Here is a 19,378-nt window from a genome sequence, read left to right as displayed (position 1 = left end):
AGGAACGCCCTATGCAATTTGAAACGCCCGGCCCGGTTGAAGCTGAATTGGCATCGGCAATTTCCCCCATCGAAGACATCATCGAAGAGGCCCGTCAGGGGCGCATGTTTGTCTTGGTGGATCACGAGGACCGCGAGAACGAGGGCGATCTGGTGATCCCTGCGCAATTTGCCGATGCGGCCGCCATCAACTTTATGGCCACCCACGGGCGCGGATTGATCTGTTTGCCAATGACCGAACAGCGGATTGCCAAGCTGGGTCTGCCGATGATGGCGGTCAACAATTCGGCCCGGCATGAAACCGCGTTCACAGTGTCGATCGAAGCCCGCGAAGGGGTGACGACCGGTATTTCCGCCGCCGACCGTGCGCTGACCGTTCAGGTGGCGATTGACGAAGATATGGGCCAGGCGGATATCGCCACACCGGGTCACGTGTTCCCTCTGCGGGCGCGCGATGGCGGCGTGCTGGTACGTGCAGGCCATACCGAAGCAGCGGTTGATATTTCGCGCCTTGCCGGGCTGCACCCGTCGGGGGTGATCTGCGAGATCATGAAGGAAGACGGCACCATGGCGCGGCTGCCCGATCTGGTGGCCTTTTGCCAAGAGCATGACATGAAGATCGGCACGATCAGCGATCTGATCGCCTATCGTCACAAGCACGACAACCTGTTGGTCGAGCGCACCAGCCGCATGGTGAGTTCTGCCTATGGTGGCGACTGGAAGATGCAGATCTTTACCGACGAGATCAGCGGCACCGACCATGTGGTGCTGTCCAAGGGCGATCTGACAACGGATGCCCCGGTTTTGGTGCGCACCCACGCCATCAACGCGCTCGAAGACATTCTGGGCCTTGGTCCCAGCCCCGCAGATGAATTGCCCCGCGCCATGCAGATTATCGCGGACGAGGGGCGCGGTGCCGTGCTGCTGTTCCGCGATCCCGATCCGCGCCTGCGGTTCGAGGACGAGGAAGACGAGCGCCCGCGCACCATCAAACGCACGGGTCTTGGCTCGCAAATCATGGCGACGCTTGGCCTGCACGAGCTGGTTTTGCTGACGGACAACCCCGATACGCGCTATCTGGGTCTGGACGCTTACGGCCTTAGCATTGTGGGCACGCGCCCCATCACAACGGAGTAACCGCAATGGCTGCTACACATCACACCACATTGGTCACGCCGCATTTCGACAAGCCCGTTAAGGTTTTGATCGTCCTGTCGCCCTATTATTCCGACATCGCGGACGGGTTGCTAAAAGGGGCGAAGGCCGAATTGGAAGCTGCTGGCGTTGAATGGGACGTGGTTGAAATGCCCGGCGCGTTGGAAATCCCGACCGCCATCGGCATTTCGGACCGCAAAAGCAACTTTGACGGCTATGTTGCCTTGGGCTGCGTTATCCGCGGCGAAACAACCCATTACGAGACCGTGTGCAACGACAGCAGCCGCGCGCTGCAACTGCTGGGCTTGCAGGGCCTGTGCATCGGCAACGGCATCCTGACCGTGGAAAATCATGAACAGGCGGCGGTACGTGCCGATCCTGCCGGGCAGAACAAGGGGGGCGGCGCTGCGGCTGCGGCCTTGCATCTGATCGCGCTCGCCCGTAAGTGGGGCGAAATTCGCAAAGACATCGGTTTCAAGCCGCGATCAGAAGAGATTCTGATGGCGGGCGACAATGACGGACCCACAACAGCATGACACCTTCGGCCGGCTTTTCGGGCAATCAAAAACGCAAGATGAAATCAGCCTCGCGGCTTTACGCGGTGCAGGCGCTGTTCCAGATGGAACATTCATCGCAAAGCTATGACACCGTGAAGGTAGAGTTCCTGAACCACCGTTTCGGGGCGACCTATGATGGCGAGGAAATGATTGATGGCGATATCGGCCATTTTGCCCATGTGCTTGAAACGGCTGTGAACTATCAGGCAGCAATTGACCAGATGACCGACCGCGCCTTGGTTGCAAAATGGCCGATTGCCCGGATCGACCCAACCTTGCGGGCCCTGTTCCGCGCGGCTGGGGCCGAATTGCGCGACGCCGGCACACCCCCAAAGGTCGTGATCACCGAATACGTCGATGTGGCGCGCGCGTTTTTTGAAGGCAGCGACGAGCCCAAGTTCGTGAACGCGGTTCTCGACCACATGGCCCGCGAATCCCGTCCCGAAGCATTCTAAACTCATTTCGTGAAATCAGGGGCAGGCGCTAGCTTTCTGGCGCGTGCTCAGGCGTAGGCGCTGTTGTCGGGCGCTTGTCCAAGTGTGACGGAACCACCACTGCCGTACCGTTGTATATTCCCGAGGACCTGTATGTACAGGTGGGCGCCAGGTAAAAGAACCAGGGTTCGAACAGAGCCAGCTCCCTCGGATTTGCTTAAGGCCACTGGAATGTAACTTTTACAAACAGGGCAGAACCGTCACCCTCAACAGGTAGGCTTGGACAGGCCCCGCGACAAGGGGCATTCTTAGCTGCCGTCAGGTTTTTCTACAAAGCGGTAGCGTTCCAACTCCTGGGGCAGCAGCACATAGATTTCATCGGGCGGTGTCACCAGCGCGTGCTGCATGACCAGCGGGTCGATGCCCATGTCATCAAGGTATCTCATCACCTCGCCCTGACCGCGCTGGATGTCCTCGACCGCAACAAAGGCAGGCAGCAAGGTGCTTTCCCCGAAATAATGCTGGTGCACGCCAACAGACGCGTCATCGGGGATGGTCCGGCGCGTTCCGGCTGCCAGCAGATAGGGGCAGGCGGAATAGCAGACATCGCCGGATCGCAAAGCGGTTGTCAAATCCGCATCCCGCAAATACCGGCCCAGCAACAGCGCATCCTGAACCGACCCGCCGGGGGAATTCAGGATCACGCCTTGGGGTTTGGGATCAAGCCCGGCCAGTTGTTTTTCGATCCGTTCCGCATCACCCGCCACGATGCCGCCTTCCAGCAGCGCCCTTTGCCCGCCTTCAACCACGGTCAGCGTCAACCGGTCGGGCAGGGGAGAGCTGGGCATCGGTCGGCCGCCCGGTGGGGCGCGATCGGGGCGGAACCGTCGGGTCTGGTCGCCGGGGCGCACCGGATCGGTCAGCTCGGGTGCACGTGGGCCGAAACCGGGCAAGCGCAGGCCATCACGCAGATCGCCCCAGAACAGCAAGCCGGCCAACCCCAGCTGAAACGCCAGCACCCACATCAGCGCCCTGCCGATGGGGTTGCTTTTGGCGGTCTGCGCCGTGTCGCTCATGTGGATTTCAACGGCGTGACGCGCGGGATGTCTGCCGCCGCATCTATTGCCGTCCCCTTCATCGACGCCTCCACGTCGCGCATGGCGTTCACGGCGGCCCGCAGCTCTGCCAGCGTCAGGGTTTCCTCTATCGATGTGCCTTCGCGCCCTTCGCGGATCGCCGTTTGGGTGATCGCAAGGATGAACACCAAAACCGCAGGCAGCAGATCAATCGCGATGGCACCGGCCCAGGAGGGCACAAAATTGCGGGCATATTTGATCACCGCATCGGCGCTCGAGATCGGGGTATAGGTGGTCTCAGTAGGCGGCGGCATGGCCAGCACGGCTTGGGCCGCACGTTCCAGCGTTGTGGCACGTTGCGCCAGCACCGCCAGCACCGATGTAATGGTTGAAGCCTGATTGCCACGGGATTCCTCTGATCCACCGTCCAGTTCGGGCAGCACGACCGAGGCCGACAAATCTTGCGCCGCACGTTCCACCAACGAGGCGACGGACAGCTGGCGCAGTTGTGTGATCAAACCGGCAAGCCGCACCGCCTGTTCCGAAAACTCGACCGACCGTGCCTCGACCGGGCCGGGTTCAACCGTCAGGGCACGCATCCGGCTCAGCAGTTGGTTGCCTTCCACAAATGCCGCATCGACCAAGGGGGTCTGGGTGGCGATCTGGGCCTCAAGCCCGGCCAGTTCCGATGATTTCTGCCGCAGCACCCGAAACACGGCACCGCGCCCGGCAAGACCCGACAAGCCGCCGGTGGCTTCCTGTTCGCTCAGGTCCTCAAAACTTTGACGCACGCGGGTAACATCGCGTTCCAACCCTTGGGCGGACAGGGCAATCTCGTGGGCGCGTTCCAGCGATCCCTGATATTCCTGAACCGTTACGGCAAGATGCTGTTCCACCGCCGCCGATCCCGCAAGGGCCGCGGCGTTCAGCCAGCTCGACATGGCGATGATCGCCAGTGATCCCAACCCCATGGCCCCCAGCAATCCGGTCCGCGCCCGTGCGCCGCGCACCGCCGGAAACAGCCGCAACATATAGGACCAGAACACGAAAATACCGACCGACACGGCAATGGAATAGGCTATCGCGGCAAAGGCCGACATCGCACCATTGTCATCCAGCAAGGACGACACCCCAAGATAGGTATAGATGCCAGACGCGACGGCCAGCACACCCAATGCGGTGCCCGAAAATGTATCAAGCCAGCTCAAATGCCCCTCAAGCTCGCGGGCATAGCTTGCGCCACGCCGATGCTGGTTGGTCTGCGCTCTATCGTCTGTCATGGATTGGCCCCTTACCCTACCGCATCAAAGATAGGGCCGCGCGGCAAAATTACCAAGCCACCAGGTCGGGGCTTGCCTCATGTTCACGTATTGTTCATAAGTGCCACCATGACACCCGACGACCCCAAACCCCTGCAACCCGGCCAAATTCTGGCCCGCGGCGTGGCGCGCCACCTGTCGGCGCTCGGCTTTGTCTGCGTCGAAGAACTTGTCCCGACACGGGGCTTGCGCGTCGATGTGATGGCGCTTGGCCCCAAGGGCGACATCTGGATCGTCGAATGCAAATCTAGCCGCGCCGATTTCATGACCGACAGCAAATGGCAGGGCTATCTTGAATGGGCAGACCGCTTTTTCTGGGCGGTCGACGCAGATTTCGACACCGATCTTTTGCCCGAGGACTCAGGCCTGATCATTGCCGATGGCTACGGTGCCGAAGTCTTGCGCATGGGCGGGGAAACCCGCCTTGCCGCTGCGCGCCGCAAGGCCATCACCCATAAATTCGCAACCCATGCGGCCCGCAGACTGCATTATTTGCGTGATCCACACATGACCCCGCATTGGGACTGATCTTTTATTTCCAAATGGATCTAAATCCCGGGGGGCCGCGCCTTGGCGCGGTGGGGGCTGGCCCCCGTACCCCCTGTCAAAAAGCGTAACGCTTTTTATTTGCGCTTTTTATTCGCGTTTTTGCCTGCGCGATGCGCTGCGGCCATAATCTCTTCCGCAATCTCGACAGCTTCGTCAGGTGTGAAATCCATCGGAATTTCAATGCCGCCTTCGGCTTCGATGAAAAGCCGGACCATGCCTGCGTCGGTCGGGCCGATTTGCAGGTTTGCTTCGATGTCGCGTTCAGTGTCGATACCCATAGGTCCCTCCGAAATGATGTCGCCAGCGTTAGCGCGGGCGCGGATGAAAGGCAAGTTTCACCAAACATGCCAATGTGGCGAACAAATTAAATTCGCGCGTCTTAGGGTATTGCAATCTTTTTGCTTGGACGTTAGATCGGCGCAAGTGCCGCCTTAGCTCAGTTGGTTAGAGCGCCTGATTGTGGATCAGGAGGTCCCTGGTTCGAGACCAGGAGGTGGTACCATTACCCCCCCCCGATTAATCACCCAGATAAGCTCGGCGGACTAAACGCGTCCTTTGGGGCAAACCGCTATTTGATATCGACGGTTTGGCGCAGCGCACCGCTGGTCCGGTCGAAAATCAGAATCTGGTTTTCTTTCGTCACAATCGCATACCAATCGGGCCCTTGGGTGAATGCCGTGGCCTTTTCACCGCTTGGCAATGCAATTACATCCGGTAAATCCGGCGCTTTGCTCGAGAACCGGATGACAAGCAGGCCAATCACGACTAGAAGGCCGCAAATCATCGTGGCGGTTAGCACCGTCACCAGCCTTCGTAGGAACTTAATGTTTGGGGGCTCGGAAGGATCAGTCATGTCGCACCGCCGTATCAGCTTTGTCATCGCGGACACACCGCCGCCGCGCCTTGATAAGGCGCTTGCCCGCGATGTGCCAGAGGACGCGAACCTGTCGCGCACCCGCTTGTTGCGCCTGATCACCGATGGTGCCGTGCAAATCGACAATTTCGTGATCACCGATCCGCGCGCGCGTGTCATGGAAGGCCAGGAAATCACCATCGACGTCGAAGAGGCCGAGGAAAGCCATATCGCGCCCGAATCCATCCCGCTGGAAGTGATCTTCGAGGATTCGGATCTGATCGTGATCAACAAACCTGCAGGCATGGTGGTGCATCCCGCACCGGGCAGCCCGTCCGGCACCTTGGTCAACGCGCTGCTGGCCCATTGCGGGGATGACCTGTCGGGTGTTGGCGGCATGAAACGCCCCGGCATCGTACACCGAATCGACAAAGACACATCGGGCCTCTTGGTTGTGGCCAAATCCGACGCCGCCCATCACGGGCTTGCCAAACAATTTGAAAAACACACGGTTGAACGCTATTATCAGGCGCTTGTCTACGGGGTGCCCGATGCGAACGACCCGCGTCTGCGCGGCATCAAGGGAACGAGCTTTGAGCCCGGCAATATCCTGAAAATGACCACGCAACTGGCCCGGCACCGCACAGACCGTCAGCGTCAGGCTGTCCTGTTCCAGGGCGGCCGTCACGCTGTGACGCGGGCCCGCACGATCAACCGTTTCGGCACGCCACCGGTTCTGGCCCTGATGGAATGCTGGCTTGAAACCGGTCGCACCCATCAGATCAGGGTTCACATGGCCCATGCCGGCCATTCGCTGGTGGGCGATCCGACCTATGGTGGCAAACGCAAGCTGCCCAAGGCCGCCCTGCCTGAAATCGCCTCCGACGCGGTACGGGCCTTTCCGCGTCAGGCGCTTCATGCCGCCGTCTTGGGGTTTGAACACCCTGTGACCGGCGAAATGGTCCGGTTCGAGGCCCCGTTGCCCAAAGATATGACGGATTTGCTGGACCTCGTGGGGCTGGTGCAGGCCTAATCGGTCACAAACCGCACGACCGCGTGAATGCGGTGAAGCAATGCTTTTCTTCATCGCGATTAAGATCATATTCATCAAACAGGGCAAGCCTAGCACTTGAAATCAGTGTTAGCGCTCTCCATATCTATGTTAAGCCCAATAACATGGGCCCCTGAAATTGGGGAAAGGGACAATAAAATGGCTAATTATGCAAATCTGCCAGCACCAACACCTGAAGGCGGCCTGAACCGCTATATGCAGGAAATCCGCAAGTTTCCGCTGTTGGAACCCGAAGAAGAATACATGCTCGCGAAACGCTGGGTCGAAGAGCAAGACACGGAAGCCGCGCACAGGATGGTGACATCCCACCTGCGTCTGGCGGCCAAAATCGCCATGGGCTATCGCGGCTACGGCTTGCCGCAAGCCGAGGTGATCTCGGAGGCCAACGTGGGTCTGATGCAGGCGGTCAAACGCTTTGATCCTGAAAAGGGCTTTCGTCTGGCGACCTATGCCATGTGGTGGATTCGCGCCTCGATCCAGGAATATATCCTGCGCTCGTGGAGCTTGGTCAAACTTGGCACCACGTCGGGCCAGAAAAAGCTGTTCTTTAACCTGCGCAAGGCAAAAAACCGCATTGGCGCGCTGGAAGAAGGCGACATGCGCCCCGAAAACGTGGCCCGTATTGCAACCGACCTTGGCGTGACCGAGACCGAAGTGATCTCGATGAACCGCCGTATGTCGGGCGGCGATGCCTCGCTGAACGCGACCGTCGGGTCCGAAGGCGAGGGGACCATGCAATGGCAGGACTGGCTCGAGGATGAAGACGCGGATCAGGCCGGCGACTATGCCGAGCGTGACGAGCTGGAAACCCGCCGCGAGATGCTGGCCGAGGCGCTGGAGGTGCTGAATGACCGCGAAAAGGACATTCTGACCCAACGCCGCCTGTCAGACGAGACCATCACGCTCGAAGATTTGAGCAGCCAGTATGACGTCAGCCGCGAGCGTATCCGCCAGATCGAAGTGCGCGCGTTCGAAAAGCTGCAACAGCGTATGCGCGAACTGGCCCGCGAAAAGGGAATGATGGCAACCGCCTGATCCCCGTTCACAGCCTGATAAATCGCCCCCGCAAAGCCCCGGCTTTTGCGGGGTTTTTTGCATCTCCCCCTCGTCATGCCCCGCAATCTTGCCTAAACTGCCCCAAAAAGGAGAGCAGACATGGACATAGTGAACTGGGGCATCTTGGGGGCGGCGCAATTCGCCTGTGAACAGATGGGCCCTGCGATCCACGCGGCGCGCGGTGCGCGGCTTGCAGCCCTCGCGACATCCAGCGCAGAAAAAGCCGCTCCTTTCAGCGCCTTCGCCCCCGACCTCAAGGTCTATACCGACTATGATGCGCTGCTGGCTGATCCGGATATCGACGCTGTCTATATCCCGCTGCCCAACCACCTGCATGTGGAATGGACGCTCAAGGCGCTGAAGGCCGGAAAACACGTGCTGTGCGAGAAACCGATGACGATGCAGGCCGCCGAATTTGACAGGCTGATCGCCGCGCGCGATACGTCTGGCCTACTCGCGGCCGAGGCGTTCATGATCGTCCACCACCCCCAGATGACCCGCGCCCGCGAGATCATTGCCTCCGGTGCTCTTGGCCGCGTGCGCCACGTCGGCGCGACATTCTCGTTCTTTAACGACGACACCGATAACATCCGCAACAAACCCGCAGCGGGGGGCGGCGGTTTGCCAGATATCGGGATCTACACCTTCGGCTCCGTGCGCTTTCTGACGGGACAGGAACCGCTGTCGATCCCCTATGCCAAAATCGACTATGAAAACGGCGTTGATGTCTTTGCGCAAGTGGCCGCCAGGTTTGAAGGTTTCGACTATTCCGCCACCGTGTCCATGCGCATGTTCCCCCGTCAGGAAATCGTGGTGCACGGCGAAAAAGGCGTGCTGCGCCTCAGCTGCCCGTTCAATCCGACCGTTCATTCCCAGGCCGAATTGCATCTCGAGACGGAAAAGAACGTGATCACCACGGAACGTTTCCCCGGCACAAATCATTATATTGAACAGGTAGAAGCCTTTGGCCGCTCGGTCACAACAGGTGCTGCCTATCCGTGCCCGCTCGAATTCAGCAAAGGCACACAAGCAATGATCGATATGGCCTATGCAGCACGCTAGGTGATTTTCAGCGAAAGGTAGGCGAACATGGCCGGAGGATGGGCAAAAGACGGGGCCGTCAGCGAACAGATCGAGGCCTCGATCAACGACGAACTCGCCCGCCTCAAGGCGCGCAAGCAGCCACAGGGCGAAAGCCGCACCCATTGCGCGGAATGCGAAGAGCCGATCCCCCAAGCCCGCCGCGACGCGCTTGCGGGGGTGAAGCTTTGCATTGAGTGTGTGGCTGAACGCGACAACCGGCCAGCGACCCGCGGCGGCATCAACCGGCGCGGCAGCAAAGACAGCCAGCTCAAATAAAAAACGGGCCCCTGATGTCTCAAGGGCCCGTCTTCAATTCCAAATGGTAAAAAATCCTCGCCGAAGGCATTCTTCTCTTCGGCGCAGCGTTTGCCTAGTCTTCCATTGCTTCCAATTCATCGATGAAGCCGGAAATCATCGACAGACCCTTGTCCCAGAACGCGGGGTCCGATGCGTCCAACCCGAAGGGGGCCAACAGCTCTTTGTGGTGCTTGGACCCGCCGGCTTTCAGCATTTCGAAATACTTGTCCTCGAACCCGGGCCCGCCTTCGGCGTAAACGGCATAAAGCGCGTTCACCAACCCGTCGCCAAAGGCATAGGCATAGACATAGAACGGCGAATGCACGAAATGGGGGATATAGGCCCAGAAGGTCTCGTAGCCGTCCATGAATTCGAATGCCGGTCCCAGGCTTTCGGCCTGCACGGACATCCACAACGCGTTGATGTCGTCGGGGGTCAGCTCTCCGCCACGACGTGCGTCATGCAGCTTGCATTCAAAGTCATAGAACGCGATCTGGCGCACGACCGTGTTGATCATATCCTCGACCTTGCCCGCCAGCAGAACCTTGCGTTCTGCGTTGGTCTTTGCACCGTCCAGCATTTTGCGGAACGTCAGCATCTCGCCAAACACGGATGCCGTTTCAGCCAAGGTCAGCGGCGTCGATGACAGCATTTCGCCCTGACCTGCGGCCAGAACCTGATGCACGCCGTGGCCCAACTCGTGGGCCAGCGTCATCACATCGCGCGGTTTGCCAAGATAGTTCAGCATCACATAGGGGTGCACATTGGTTACGGTGGGGTGGGCAAAAGCACCCGGCGCTTTGCCCGGCTTCACACCCGCATCAATCCAGCCGTCCTTAAAGAACGGAGCGGCGATTTCGCCCATGCGCGGATCAAAGGCGTTATAGGCATCCATCACCATACGCTCGGCGCGGTCCCAGTTGACAATCTTGGGGTCTTCCATCGGCAGCGGCGCATTGCGGTCCCAGACCTGCATGACGTCCAGTCCCAGCCATTTCCGCTTCAGCTCGTAATAGCGGTGGCTCAGCTTGGGGTATGCGTTGACGACCGCGTTGCGCAGGGCCTCCACGACCTCGGGTTCGACGTCGTTGCTCAGGTGGCGGGCGGTTTGCGGGGTTGGCATGCCGCGCCAGCGGTCGAGCACTTCTTTTTCTTTGGCTTGGGTGTTGTGGACCCGCGCAAAGGTTTTGATATTGCTTTGAAACACATCGGCCAGCTCGCGGGCGGCTGCTTCGCGGATATCGCGAGCGGGGTCGGTCAAAAGGTTCAGCACGCCTTCGATGTTCAGCGGCTCGCCGTCGACCTCGAATTCAAGGCCCGCAATCGTTTCATCAAACAGCCGTTCCCAGGCATCGCCAACAACGCCCAGATCGTGCAGGAACTTTTCCAGCTCGTCGCTCAGCTGATAATCTTTCATCGCGCGAATGCGGTCAAACACGGGCTTGTACCGCGCAAGGTCGGCGTTCTGTGCCAGAAGCTTGCCCAGATGGTCATCTTCAAGGCGGTTCAGCTCGAGCGTGAAGAAAACCAGCGGTGTGGTGAAATTCGTGACGTTTTCCTGCATGTCGGACAGGAACTTGGCCCGGCCGGCATCTGTGGTCAGCTGGTAATAGCGCAAGCCCGCAAAAGACATGATGCGTCCGGCGATCTGGTTGATCTTCTCGTTGCGCAGCACACAGTTCAGAAAACCCGCCGCGTCCAGATCAGCCAGTTTGCCTTCGTAATCCGCGGCAAAGCTGCGGCAGGCCTCTTCCAGCCAGTCCAGATCGCGCTTGAGTTCCGGCGCGTTTTCACCGGTATAAAGATCGTCAAGGTTCCATTCCGGCAGGTTGCCCAAAGGAGAGGTGCCGGCACCGGCATTTGCATCACGGACGGGGTAGGGCAGTTGGAACATCGTATACCTCTTTTTGACGTTAAGGTTACCTAAGCGTGCCATAGCGTCAAAGCAAGCAGGGGAAGGATGGGATTAGCCGTAAATGCGCAATAACTCTTCAAGATCGGCCAGTGAATTGGCTTCTTGCAGCGGTTTGTCCTGCCGCCAGCGCAACATTCTGGGAAATCGCAGGGCGACGCCGGATTTGTGACGCGGGCTGCGCTGGATGCCTTCGAAGGCGATTTCAAAGACATGATGGGGCGTTACCTTGCGCACGGGGCCAAAGCGTTCGACGGTGTTCTTGCGCACCCAAGCGGTGATCTGGCGGAATTCGGCATCGGTCAACCCGCTGTAGGCTTTGGTAAAAGGCACCAGTTCGTTGCCGTTCCACACGGCAAAGGTAAAGTCGGTGAACAGGTTGGCGCGGCGGCCCGACCCTGATTGCGCATAGATCATCACGGCATCAATCGTCAGCGGGTCCAGCTTCCATTTCCACCAGTCGCCTTTCTTGCGTCCGGCCAGATAGGGGCTGTCGGCGCGTTTCAGCATCACCCCTTCGGCCTGGGCGTTGCGGGCACTCTTGCGCAGGGCTGCCAGATCATCCCATGTGTCAAACCCCAGTTGCGGCGACAGACGCACGGGGGCATCGGCGGGCAGGTCGGCGCAGGCGCTTTCCAGCAGCTTGCGGCGCATGGCAAAGGGGGTGTTGCGCATGTCCTGCCCCTGCCATTCCAGCAGGTCATAGGCGTGCAGCACCACGGGGGCTTCGGTCAGCAGCTTTTTCGGCACGGTCTTGCGGCCAATGCGCGATTGCAGCGCGTTGAACGACGACGGCACCGGTTGGTCTGACGGCCAGACCAGCAATTCGCCGTCCAGAACGGTGCCTTGCGGCAGATAATCGACCGCCCTTGCCAGTTCCGGAAAACGGTCGGTCATCAGTTCCTCGCCACGGGACCAGACGAAATACTGGCCATCGCGCAGAATCAGCTGACCGCGAATGCCGTCCCATTTCCACTCGGCGCGCCAGTCGGCCGTGTCGCCCAGATGCTGCGCCGTGTCCTCCAGCCCGTAGGCCAGATAGAAGGGGTAGGGGCGCGACGCATCGGCAGAGGCGTCTTCGGCTTCGACCAAAGCGTGCCATGTGGTGTCATCGGGGTGCCAGTTGCCCATTAGCCGGTGCGCCAGTTCGGCCTCGGGCTTGTCCGTGGCGCGGGCAAGGGCGCGGGTCATCAGCTTTTGGCTGACCCCGACGCGGAAACCGCCGGTGATCAGTTTGTTAAAGATGAACCGTTCGGCCCCGCCAAGCTGGTCCCAGGCCGACAGAACGAACGTCTTTCGGGCATCTTCGTCCTGGGTGTAAATCTCGCGCAGGGCGGCGATCCAGGCGGACAGGCTGCGGTCGTCCTGGGGGGTGTTCGGCGGCAGGACCAGCGCGATGGTTTCGGCCAGATCGCCGACGATGGCATAGCTTTCCTCGAACAGCCACAGCGGGATCGCCGCGCGCTCTGCCGCCCATTCGCGCAGCTTGGTCGTTGTCACCGCCCGCTTGGGCCGGCGGCCCGAAAACAGCGCGATGGTCCACAGCCGGTCGGTATCGGGTGCGTGCTGGAAATAGTCGGCAAGGGCCGCGACCTTTGCATTGGTTTTGGTGCTTTGGTCGATGGTGCTGAACAGCTGGGCAAAGCGCTTCATTCCGAGACATCCTTGTCCAGCGTCTCGCCCTCGAACTGGGTCGGGACGACCTGCGCATTCCAGCCGTTAATCTTCAGGTACCGGCTGAAGATATCCGTGTAACCATGCGTAACATATATATTTTCGGCCTCTGTCTCTTTGATCGCTGACAGCAGCCCGTCCCAATCCGCATGGTCCGAGATGATAAATCCCCGATCGCCCGCGCGCCGCCGCCGGACGCCCCGAATGGCCATCCAGCCGCTGGCAAAGGCGGTTTCCTGGGGGCCGAATTTCTTGGCCCATGCGCTGCCCAATGCCGAGGGCGGTGCAAGCACGATCGCACCGGGATGGTCCTTGGGTTTCAGATCCGCCTTCGCAAGGATCGTATCGGGCAGGCTGATCCCCTGATCGCGCATCACCTGATTGGTGTTCTCTGTCGCCGTATGGGTCAGGATCGGGCCGATGGCAGGGTCCAGCATGGTCAACAGACGTTGCGCCTTGCCCAAGGCATAGGCCCCCAGAAAAGCGGTCTTTCCTTCGGCGGCACAACCCGCCCACCACCCGTTGATCTGGGCTGCAACAGTTGCCTGGTCCTCCCAACGGAACACGGGCAGACCAAAGGTGCTTTCGGTGATGAAATGATGGCACTTTATCGGGGTGAACGCTTCGGACAGGCCGTCATTCACCACCTTGTAATCCCCCGATGCGACCCAGACCTCGCCTTGGACCTCGACCCTTATCTGGGCCGAGCCGGGCACATGTCCGGCAGGATGAAACGACACGTCTGCACCACCGATCCGCCGGACCTCGCCGTATGCGATGCCTTCGGCGGTGATGTCGCCCAGACGGTGGCGCATGACGGGCAGGGCGGCGTGGGTCGCCAGATACCGCCCCATGCCCCAACGCGCGTGATCGGAATGGCCGTGGGTGATCAGCGCGCGGTCCACCGGACGCCACGGATCAATGTAAAAATCCCCGGCGGCACAATAAATGCCGTTTTCGGTGAAACTAAGAACGGGTGCTTTGGTCATGCGAAACAGATAGGGGTGTTGCGCGATTTGAACAGGGGGAACGGTGATAAACGAAATGGGGCGGGTATAGTATCGTTTTATATCAGATGGATAGGGCGCGTTGTTGATGCAGGTCGATCAAGCTAGCTTTTTGCATTTCCCAAAAACAACCGGGCGATATCGTCAAGCGCACTGTCGCGAAGCTTGGGCGTTTCCATGAGGATTTCATGTTCGGCACCCTCGACAATTTGCAGTTGGCCGCTGGTCCAGGTCGCCATCCGGTCCCTGATCCGGCCAAGGTGGACGATCCGTTCGTTACTGCCAAGCAGGGTAATGCAAGGCAGGCTGGGGGCCGCACGCAAGGCAAGATGGTTTGTTTCGGACAATGCCTCGCGCAGCCAGACATAGCTGGGGCCGCCCAACGACAGGTCGGGATGCGCCGCCAACTGGTCGCGCATCATATCGTACATGGACGCATCCGTGGTCAGCATGTTGTCTTCAAACGGTTCAACCGTGACATAGGGGTCGAGTTTTGTTCCCATTGGCAGGCTGTGCCCCTGACCGATCTTTGGCATCAGATGCGACAATACGGCGGCGAAGGGGCGCAGGTGTGGCGCGATGTGAATGCCCCACATCGGGCCGGTAAAGGCTGCTGCCTGAACCGAAAGCCCCTCCATGACGGCGCGCAAACCGATGCAGCCGCCCATCGAATGGGCCAGCAGGAAGAACGGGCGCGGCAGTTGCAGGTTGCGGGCCGCACGCATCATGGCGGCAACGTCTTTTTGATAATCCGAAAACGTATCGACATAGCCGATGCGGCGATCCGGCAACATCCGGTCCGCCAGCCCCTGACCGCGCCAGTCGATGGCCATCACCGCCAAGCCGCGTTTTGCGAATTCGGCCGCAATTACCCCATATTTTTCAACGTATTCGGTGCGGCCGGGGAACAAAAGGACAGTGCCTTTCGCCCCCTCGACCGTCCAATGTGCCACCCGCAGCCTTTTACCGTCAGACGTCTCTATCCAATGGGCAAGACCAGTGTCCGGACCAGGATAGATGTCGGTAAATAGGGGCGCGGGCGTCAGAGACATCAGGCGAGCACGGCCGCCAACTTCATTGCCATGCCCATGTCACCGTCGATCTTGAGCTTGCCGCTCATGAACGCGCCGGTGGGGTTTGTGTCGCCCGACAGGATCGCCTGAAACGTATCCGCGTCGGCAGACAGGGTTACGTCTGCATCTTCGTCTGCGGCACGTGCGCCGTTTGCGTCCATAATCACAGAACCTTCGCCTTCGATGTCGAACTTGGCTGTGCCGTCAAAATCCGCGCCGGCCAGTTTTTCGTTCAGTACAGTTACGGCTTCGTTCAAAATGTCGCTCATAGTGGGCCCTTTTTTGGCATTTGGTGCCGACACGTCTGGAAAAGTGGCGGCAGCCTGTTACATTCAACATTGTTATGGTCAATCACATCGTCAACCTCAAACATACCGTAGCGGCACTTGGTTTATGGGTGTTGCTTGCAGGTACTTGTTTTGCGCAGTCCACCCTGCCGCAAACCGATGAATTATTAGACAAGTTGCGAAATGCGCCTGCCGAAGAGGCGTCACGGCTCGAGCGTGAGGTTCAGACCGCATGGTCGCGATCCGGTTCGGCGACGATTGATCTGCTGATGAAGCGGGGCCAGGGCGCGTTGCAGGCGGGCGATATCAAGCTCGCGATTGAACATTTCACCGCGTTGACAGATCACGCACCCGCCTTTGCCGAAGGCTATCATGCCCGTGCGCAGGCCTATTTTCAGGCCGATCTATATGGCCCTGCGATAGATGATCTGGAATTAACATTGGCGCTTAACCCTCAGCAGTATAATGCTATTTTCGGGTTGGGTGCGATCTTGCAAGAAGTTGGGAAACTGCGCTTGGCCGCAGATCTATATCGTCGGGTGTTAGAAATTAACCCTCACCATGAAAACGCGCAAAAGGCGCTGGACGGGCTTCGGCGCGACGGCATCGGGCGCACACTTTAAGACGTCGGGAATATTCTGGTGACAGGCGAAGGTAGGGTCGTGGCCGTTTTGGGCCCGACCAACACAGGCAAGACAACCTATGCCATTGAACGGATGCTGGCACATCGTACGGGCATCATCGGGCTGCCGCTGCGGTTGCTTGCCCGCGAGGTATATGACCGCATCGTAGCGTTGCGCGGCCCGTCCGTTGTCGCGTTGGTCACGGGCGAGGAGCGGATTGTACCGCCGCGCACGCAATATTGGGTCTGTACGGTCGAAGCGATGCCCGAAGGCATGGGCGCGGATCTGGTCGCGGTGGATGAAATCCAGCTTTGTGCCGACCCCGAGCGCGGGCATGTGTTTACCGACCGGTTGTTGCGGGCGCGCGGTCTGCACGAGACGTTGTTTATGGGGTCTGACACCATGCGCGGGACCATCGCTGCGCTGGTCCCCAAGGCGCAATTTATCAAACGCGAGCGGATGAGCGAATTGACCTATGTTGGTCAGAAAAAGATAAGCCGGATGCGCCCACGCAGTGCGATTGTCGGTTTTTCGGTTGAGAATGTGTATGCGATAGCCGAGCTGATCCGCCGCCAAAAGGGCGGTGCGGCGGTCGTGATGGGTGCACTTTCACCGCGCACGCGCAATGCGCAGGTCGAAATGTATCAAAACGGCGAGGTCGATTACCTGGTGGCCACAGATGCCATCGGGATGGGGCTGAACCTTGATGTTGATCACGTGGCGTTTTCTGCCCTGACCAAATTTGACGGTCGGCGGATGCGCCCGCTGGCCCCGAACGAGCTGGCCCAGATTGCCGGGCGGGCAGGGCGCGGCTTCAAAAGCGGGACTTTCGGTGTGACCGGCGATGCGCCCCCGTTGGAAGACGGCGTTGCGCGTGCGATCATGGATCACAGCTTTACCCCGCAAAACAAGATCAACTGGCGCAACCCGTCGCTGCAATTCGGCAGCATCGACCGGCTGATCAACACGCTAGAGATGTCGCCGGATCACGAACGTCTGTTCAAAGCCCGCGAGGCGGATGACCTGCGTGTGCTCAAATCGCTGGGGCAGGATGCCGAGATCATGGCGCGCTGCACCGACGGGCCGTCGGTCAAGCTGTTATGGGATGTGTGCCGGATTCCCGACTTTCGCGGGATCAGTCATGCAGAGCACGCCAGCCTTCTTGAGACGATATTTATCTATCTGCATCAGCGGGGTTCTATCCCGGATGAGTGGATCGCACGACAAATTCAACGCATTGATCGAACCGATGGCGACATTGATGCGTTATCGAAACGTCTGGCGTTTATCCGCACATGGACATACGTCACGCAACGCAAAGGTTGGACAATTGACGAAAGTCATTGGCGAGACGAGGCGCGTGTCGTAGAAGACAGACTGTCGGACGCGCTGCACGAGCGTCTGACCCAAAGATTTGTAGATCGGCGCACGTCCGTGCTTTTGCGCCGGCTAGGACAGAAGGAAGCCATGGTGGCCGAAGTAAACGAGACCGGTGAAGTAACCGTTGAAGGCGAATTTGTAGGCAAGTTGGACGGTTTCCGTTTCCGGCAAGACAAAGGCGCTGGCGTCGCAGAAGACAAAACGATCAAGACCGCGTCATTGCAGGCTTTGGCCCCGCAATTCCATTTGCGTGCAGACCGTTTTTATAATGCACCCGATACCGAGATTGATTTCACAGAGCAGGGCGGCCTGATGTGGGGCAGCTCGGCTGTGGGCAAGCTGGTGGCGGGCCCTGATCCGCTCAGACCCGGTATCGAGGTTTTCGTTGATGATGTCGCAGGCCCCGAGGTTGCCCAAAAGGTGCAGCGCCGCTTGCAGCATTTCATTGATCGCAAGATTGCGGCCCTGTTCGAGCCGTTGGTCGCCTTGTCCAAGGACGAGGCCCTGACCGGTCTTGCCCGTGGTTTTGCCTTCCGCATGGTTGAAAATTTCGGCATTTTGCCGCGCACCGATATCGCTGACGATGTCAAAGCGCTGGATCAGGATGCCCGTGGTGCCTTGCGCAAGCACGGTATCCGTTTTGGCCAGTTCACCATCTTCATGCAGGCGTTGCTCAAACCCGCGCCGACCCGTTTGCGGCTGGTATTGTGGTCGCTCAGCAAGGGATTGCAGGAATTCCCTGAATCGCCCCCTCCGGGTTTGGTGACCATCCCTGTGGATGCAAGCGCGCCTGCGGGTGCCGATACCATGTCGGGCTACCGTAATGCTGGCACACGTGCGATCCGCATCGATATGCTGGAACGTCTGGCTGACATGCTGCGCTCAGAGGATTCGCGCGGCGGGTTCGAGGCAAAGCCGGATATGCTGTCGATCACCGGCATGACGCTGGAACAGTTCGCGGCCCTGATGGAAGGTCTTGGCTACAAGGCCGAGAAATCCGAGCGCACCAAGGTCAAAGCTGTTGATGCCGTGATCCCGCATGACGGCGCGAAGATGGAAGCTGACAAGGGCGCGGATGCAGACACACCAGTGATGGATGTCGCGGCCGAGCAATCTGCGGGCGGTATCATTGCTGACCCTGCGCCGGCTGAGCCTGCTGATGTCGTCCCTGAGACGGCTGACATCATCGACGAAGGTATTGCGCCGATCTTGTCGGAAACGGCGGAAACGCCCGAGGTATCGGACCACATCCCTGACACCGCTGCCGGGGAAAACCCGCAAGGTACTGCCCCCGATGCATCCATCGCCGGCGCAGAGACAGAGGTGTTTTACGTCTTTACCTGGGGTCGTCCGGCCCGTGCCAACCAGAATGCGCGGCGCGGCGGTGGTGATCGTCCGCAAGGCAAAGGCAAACCTGGCCCGCGTGGCAAAAAGGGTGGCCAGCGTGGTGACAAGGGCGACAAAACCGGCAACAAGTCGCAAAACTTTAGCGCGCGCCCTCCAAAGGCGGAAAAGCCGATCGACCCTGACAACCCCTTTGCTGCGGCCCTGATGGGTCTCAAGACCAAATAATTGTCGGAGGCGGCTTCAAAGCTGCGGCTGGATAAATGGCTGTGGCATGCGCGGTTCTTTAAGACACGATCATTGGCGGCGGCGCGCGTGCAAGCGGGCGCCGTTCGCGTGAACGGGAGCATCGCGCAGAAACGGGCTACGATCATCGTGCCGGGCGACGTGCTGACCTTTGCGATGGGCGATGACATTCGTGTGATCCAGATCGACGGCATCGGCACAAGGCGCGGCCCGGCCCCCGAAGCGCAGGCGCTTTATTCCGATCTGTCCCCGCCTGCGCCCAAGTCCGAGAAAAAACCGCCTGAAAATCCGGCTTTTGAGGGAAAAGGGCGTCCCAGCAAGCGTGATCGGCGTGTGCTTGATCTTTCTCGGGCCCGCCATCTTGAATGATGTGCTGTGCTGA

At 59.5% G+C, this 19,378-nt stretch carries 20 protein-coding genes, 1 tRNA gene and 1 other RNA gene; 12 read left to right on the top strand and 10 right to left on the bottom strand.

What is annotated here, in order from left to right; translation table 11 throughout:
- Window positions 1-11 precede the first annotated feature (11 nt).
- The 3 genes from ribB to nusB are packed head-to-tail and all read left to right on the top strand — an operon-like array spanning window position 12 to window position 2,166.
- Entirely contained in the window at window positions 12-1,136 is a 1,125-nt protein-coding gene (ribB, locus tag ACSQ13_RS09850; RefSeq protein WP_176249580.1) for a 3,4-dihydroxy-2-butanone-4-phosphate synthase, read from the top strand.
- Window positions 1,137-1,141: 5 nt separating this feature from the next.
- Window positions 1,142-1,690 carry a 6,7-dimethyl-8-ribityllumazine synthase gene (locus tag ACSQ13_RS09845; RefSeq protein ID WP_176249579.1) on the top strand — a complete coding sequence of 183 codons (549 nt, stop codon included), beginning with the start codon at window positions 1,142-1,144 and terminating at the stop codon, window positions 1,688-1,690.
- Window positions 1,687-2,166 carry a transcription antitermination factor NusB gene (nusB, locus tag ACSQ13_RS09840; protein ID WP_435988240.1) on the top strand — a complete coding sequence of 160 codons (480 nt, stop codon included), beginning with the start codon at window positions 1,687-1,689 and terminating at the stop codon, window positions 2,164-2,166. The genes ACSQ13_RS09845 and nusB overlap by 4 nt, the downstream gene beginning before the upstream one ends.
- An 86-nt stretch (window positions 2,167-2,252) precedes the next feature.
- On the opposite strand, the gene ssrS is transcribed toward nusB, so the two are convergent.
- The 3 genes from ssrS to ACSQ13_RS09825 all read right to left on the bottom strand — a co-directional run bounded on the left by ssrS (window position 2,253) and on the right by ACSQ13_RS09825 (window position 4,501).
- Window positions 2,253-2,406, bottom strand: a non-coding RNA gene (ssrS, locus tag ACSQ13_RS09835) — 6S RNA.
- 47 nt (window positions 2,407-2,453) lie between these two features.
- Window positions 2,454-3,221 (bottom strand): hypothetical protein, encoded by a 768-nt coding sequence (locus tag ACSQ13_RS09830; RefSeq protein ID WP_176249577.1) that lies wholly within the window; start codon window positions 3,219-3,221, stop codon window positions 2,454-2,456.
- Entirely contained in the window at window positions 3,218-4,501 is a 1,284-nt protein-coding gene (locus ACSQ13_RS09825; RefSeq protein WP_295509436.1) for a hypothetical protein, read from the bottom strand. The genes ACSQ13_RS09830 and ACSQ13_RS09825 overlap by 4 nt, the downstream gene beginning before the upstream one ends.
- 108 nt (window positions 4,502-4,609) lie before the next feature.
- Here ACSQ13_RS09825 and ACSQ13_RS09820 point away from each other — a divergent pair, with 108 nt between their 5' ends.
- Window positions 4,610-5,068, top strand: a complete 459-nt coding sequence (locus ACSQ13_RS09820) for an MmcB family DNA repair protein (protein ID WP_176249575.1) — start codon at window positions 4,610-4,612, stop codon at window positions 5,066-5,068.
- A gap of 95 nt (window positions 5,069-5,163) precedes the next feature.
- Here the strand turns inward: ACSQ13_RS09820 and ACSQ13_RS09815 are convergent, their stop codons facing one another.
- On the bottom strand, window positions 5,164-5,367 hold the full coding sequence (locus ACSQ13_RS09815) for a DUF6324 family protein (RefSeq protein WP_176249574.1): 204 nt from the start codon (window positions 5,365-5,367) through the stop codon (window positions 5,164-5,166).
- A 147-nt stretch (window positions 5,368-5,514) separates the two neighbouring features.
- On the opposite strand from ACSQ13_RS09815, the gene ACSQ13_RS09810 reads away from it, so the two are divergent.
- Window positions 5,515-5,591, top strand: a tRNA-His gene (locus tag ACSQ13_RS09810).
- 66 nt (window positions 5,592-5,657) lie between these two features.
- Here the strand turns inward: ACSQ13_RS09810 and ACSQ13_RS09805 are convergent.
- Complete coding sequence (locus ACSQ13_RS09805) at window positions 5,658-5,942, bottom strand: DUF6476 family protein (protein ID WP_176249573.1); 285 nt, start codon at window positions 5,940-5,942, stop codon at window positions 5,658-5,660.
- On the opposite strand from ACSQ13_RS09805, the gene ACSQ13_RS09800 reads away from it, so the two are divergent.
- The 4 genes from ACSQ13_RS09800 (at window position 5,941) to ACSQ13_RS09785 (ending at window position 9,429) form a co-directional block, all read left to right on the top strand.
- Window positions 5,941-6,975 carry an RluA family pseudouridine synthase gene (locus ACSQ13_RS09800; RefSeq protein WP_176249572.1) on the top strand — a complete coding sequence of 345 codons (1,035 nt, stop codon included), beginning with the start codon at window positions 5,941-5,943 and terminating at the stop codon, window positions 6,973-6,975. The genes ACSQ13_RS09805 and ACSQ13_RS09800 overlap by 2 nt on opposite strands.
- A gap of 177 nt (window positions 6,976-7,152) precedes the next feature.
- Window positions 7,153-8,049 (top strand): RNA polymerase sigma factor RpoH, encoded by an 897-nt coding sequence (gene rpoH, locus ACSQ13_RS09795; RefSeq protein WP_176249571.1) that lies wholly within the window; start codon window positions 7,153-7,155, stop codon window positions 8,047-8,049.
- Between the two features lie 120 nt (window positions 8,050-8,169).
- The gene (locus tag ACSQ13_RS09790) at window positions 8,170-9,132 is read left to right on the top strand and encodes a Gfo/Idh/MocA family protein (RefSeq protein WP_176249570.1); all 963 of its coding nucleotides are present in this window, start codon (window positions 8,170-8,172) and stop codon (window positions 9,130-9,132) included.
- A 27-nt stretch (window positions 9,133-9,159) separates the two neighbouring features.
- Window positions 9,160-9,429, top strand: a complete 270-nt coding sequence (locus tag ACSQ13_RS09785; protein WP_295509430.1) for a DksA/TraR family C4-type zinc finger protein — start codon at window positions 9,160-9,162, stop codon at window positions 9,427-9,429.
- Between the two features lie 94 nt (window positions 9,430-9,523).
- Here ACSQ13_RS09785 and ACSQ13_RS09780 read toward each other — a convergent pair whose 3' ends face one another.
- The 5 genes from ACSQ13_RS09780 to ACSQ13_RS09760 all read right to left on the bottom strand — a co-directional run bounded on the left by ACSQ13_RS09780 (window position 9,524) and on the right by ACSQ13_RS09760 (window position 15,385).
- A complete protein-coding gene (locus tag ACSQ13_RS09780; RefSeq protein ID WP_295509428.1) occupies window positions 9,524-11,344 on the bottom strand; it encodes a M3 family oligoendopeptidase in 1,821 nt (606 codons plus the stop codon).
- Window positions 11,345-11,416: 72 nt separating this feature from the next.
- The gene (locus ACSQ13_RS09775; protein WP_176249567.1) at window positions 11,417-13,015 is read right to left on the bottom strand and encodes an ATP-dependent DNA ligase; all 1,599 of its coding nucleotides are present in this window, start codon (window positions 13,013-13,015) and stop codon (window positions 11,417-11,419) included.
- Window positions 13,012-14,025 carry a ligase-associated DNA damage response exonuclease gene (locus tag ACSQ13_RS09770; protein WP_176249566.1) on the bottom strand — a complete coding sequence of 338 codons (1,014 nt, stop codon included), beginning with the start codon at window positions 14,023-14,025 and terminating at the stop codon, window positions 13,012-13,014. The genes ACSQ13_RS09775 and ACSQ13_RS09770 overlap by 4 nt, the downstream gene beginning before the upstream one ends.
- Window positions 14,026-14,147: 122 nt before the next feature.
- A complete protein-coding gene (locus tag ACSQ13_RS09765; RefSeq protein ID WP_295509425.1) occupies window positions 14,148-15,095 on the bottom strand; it encodes an alpha/beta fold hydrolase in 948 nt (315 codons plus the stop codon).
- On the bottom strand, window positions 15,095-15,385 hold the full coding sequence (locus ACSQ13_RS09760) for an SCP2 sterol-binding domain-containing protein (RefSeq protein ID WP_176249564.1): 291 nt from the start codon (window positions 15,383-15,385) through the stop codon (window positions 15,095-15,097). Before ACSQ13_RS09760 ends, ACSQ13_RS09765 begins: the two co-directional genes overlap by 1 nt.
- Before the next feature lie 74 nt (window positions 15,386-15,459).
- On the opposite strand from ACSQ13_RS09760, the gene ACSQ13_RS09755 reads away from it, so the two are divergent.
- From ACSQ13_RS09755 to ACSQ13_RS09745, 3 genes are read left to right on the top strand one after another with little or no spacing between them, the layout of a single operon-like run.
- Window positions 15,460-16,026 (top strand): hypothetical protein, encoded by a 567-nt coding sequence (locus ACSQ13_RS09755; RefSeq protein WP_176249563.1) that lies wholly within the window; start codon window positions 15,460-15,462, stop codon window positions 16,024-16,026.
- 18 nt (window positions 16,027-16,044) lie between these two features.
- A complete protein-coding gene (locus tag ACSQ13_RS09750) occupies window positions 16,045-18,978 on the top strand; it encodes a helicase-related protein (protein ID WP_176249562.1) in 2,934 nt (977 codons plus the stop codon).
- Window positions 18,979-19,365, top strand: coding sequence for an RNA-binding S4 domain-containing protein (locus tag ACSQ13_RS09745; protein WP_176249561.1), 387 nt, complete (start codon window positions 18,979-18,981; stop codon window positions 19,363-19,365).
- Window positions 19,366-19,378 lie beyond the last annotated feature (13 nt).

Origin of the sequence: Sulfitobacter sp. SH22 (assembly GCF_965641905.1) — a bacterium.
GTDB lineage: Bacteria > Pseudomonadota > Alphaproteobacteria > Rhodobacterales > Rhodobacteraceae > Sulfitobacter.
This window is presented reverse-complemented; position numbering and strand designations above follow the sequence as displayed.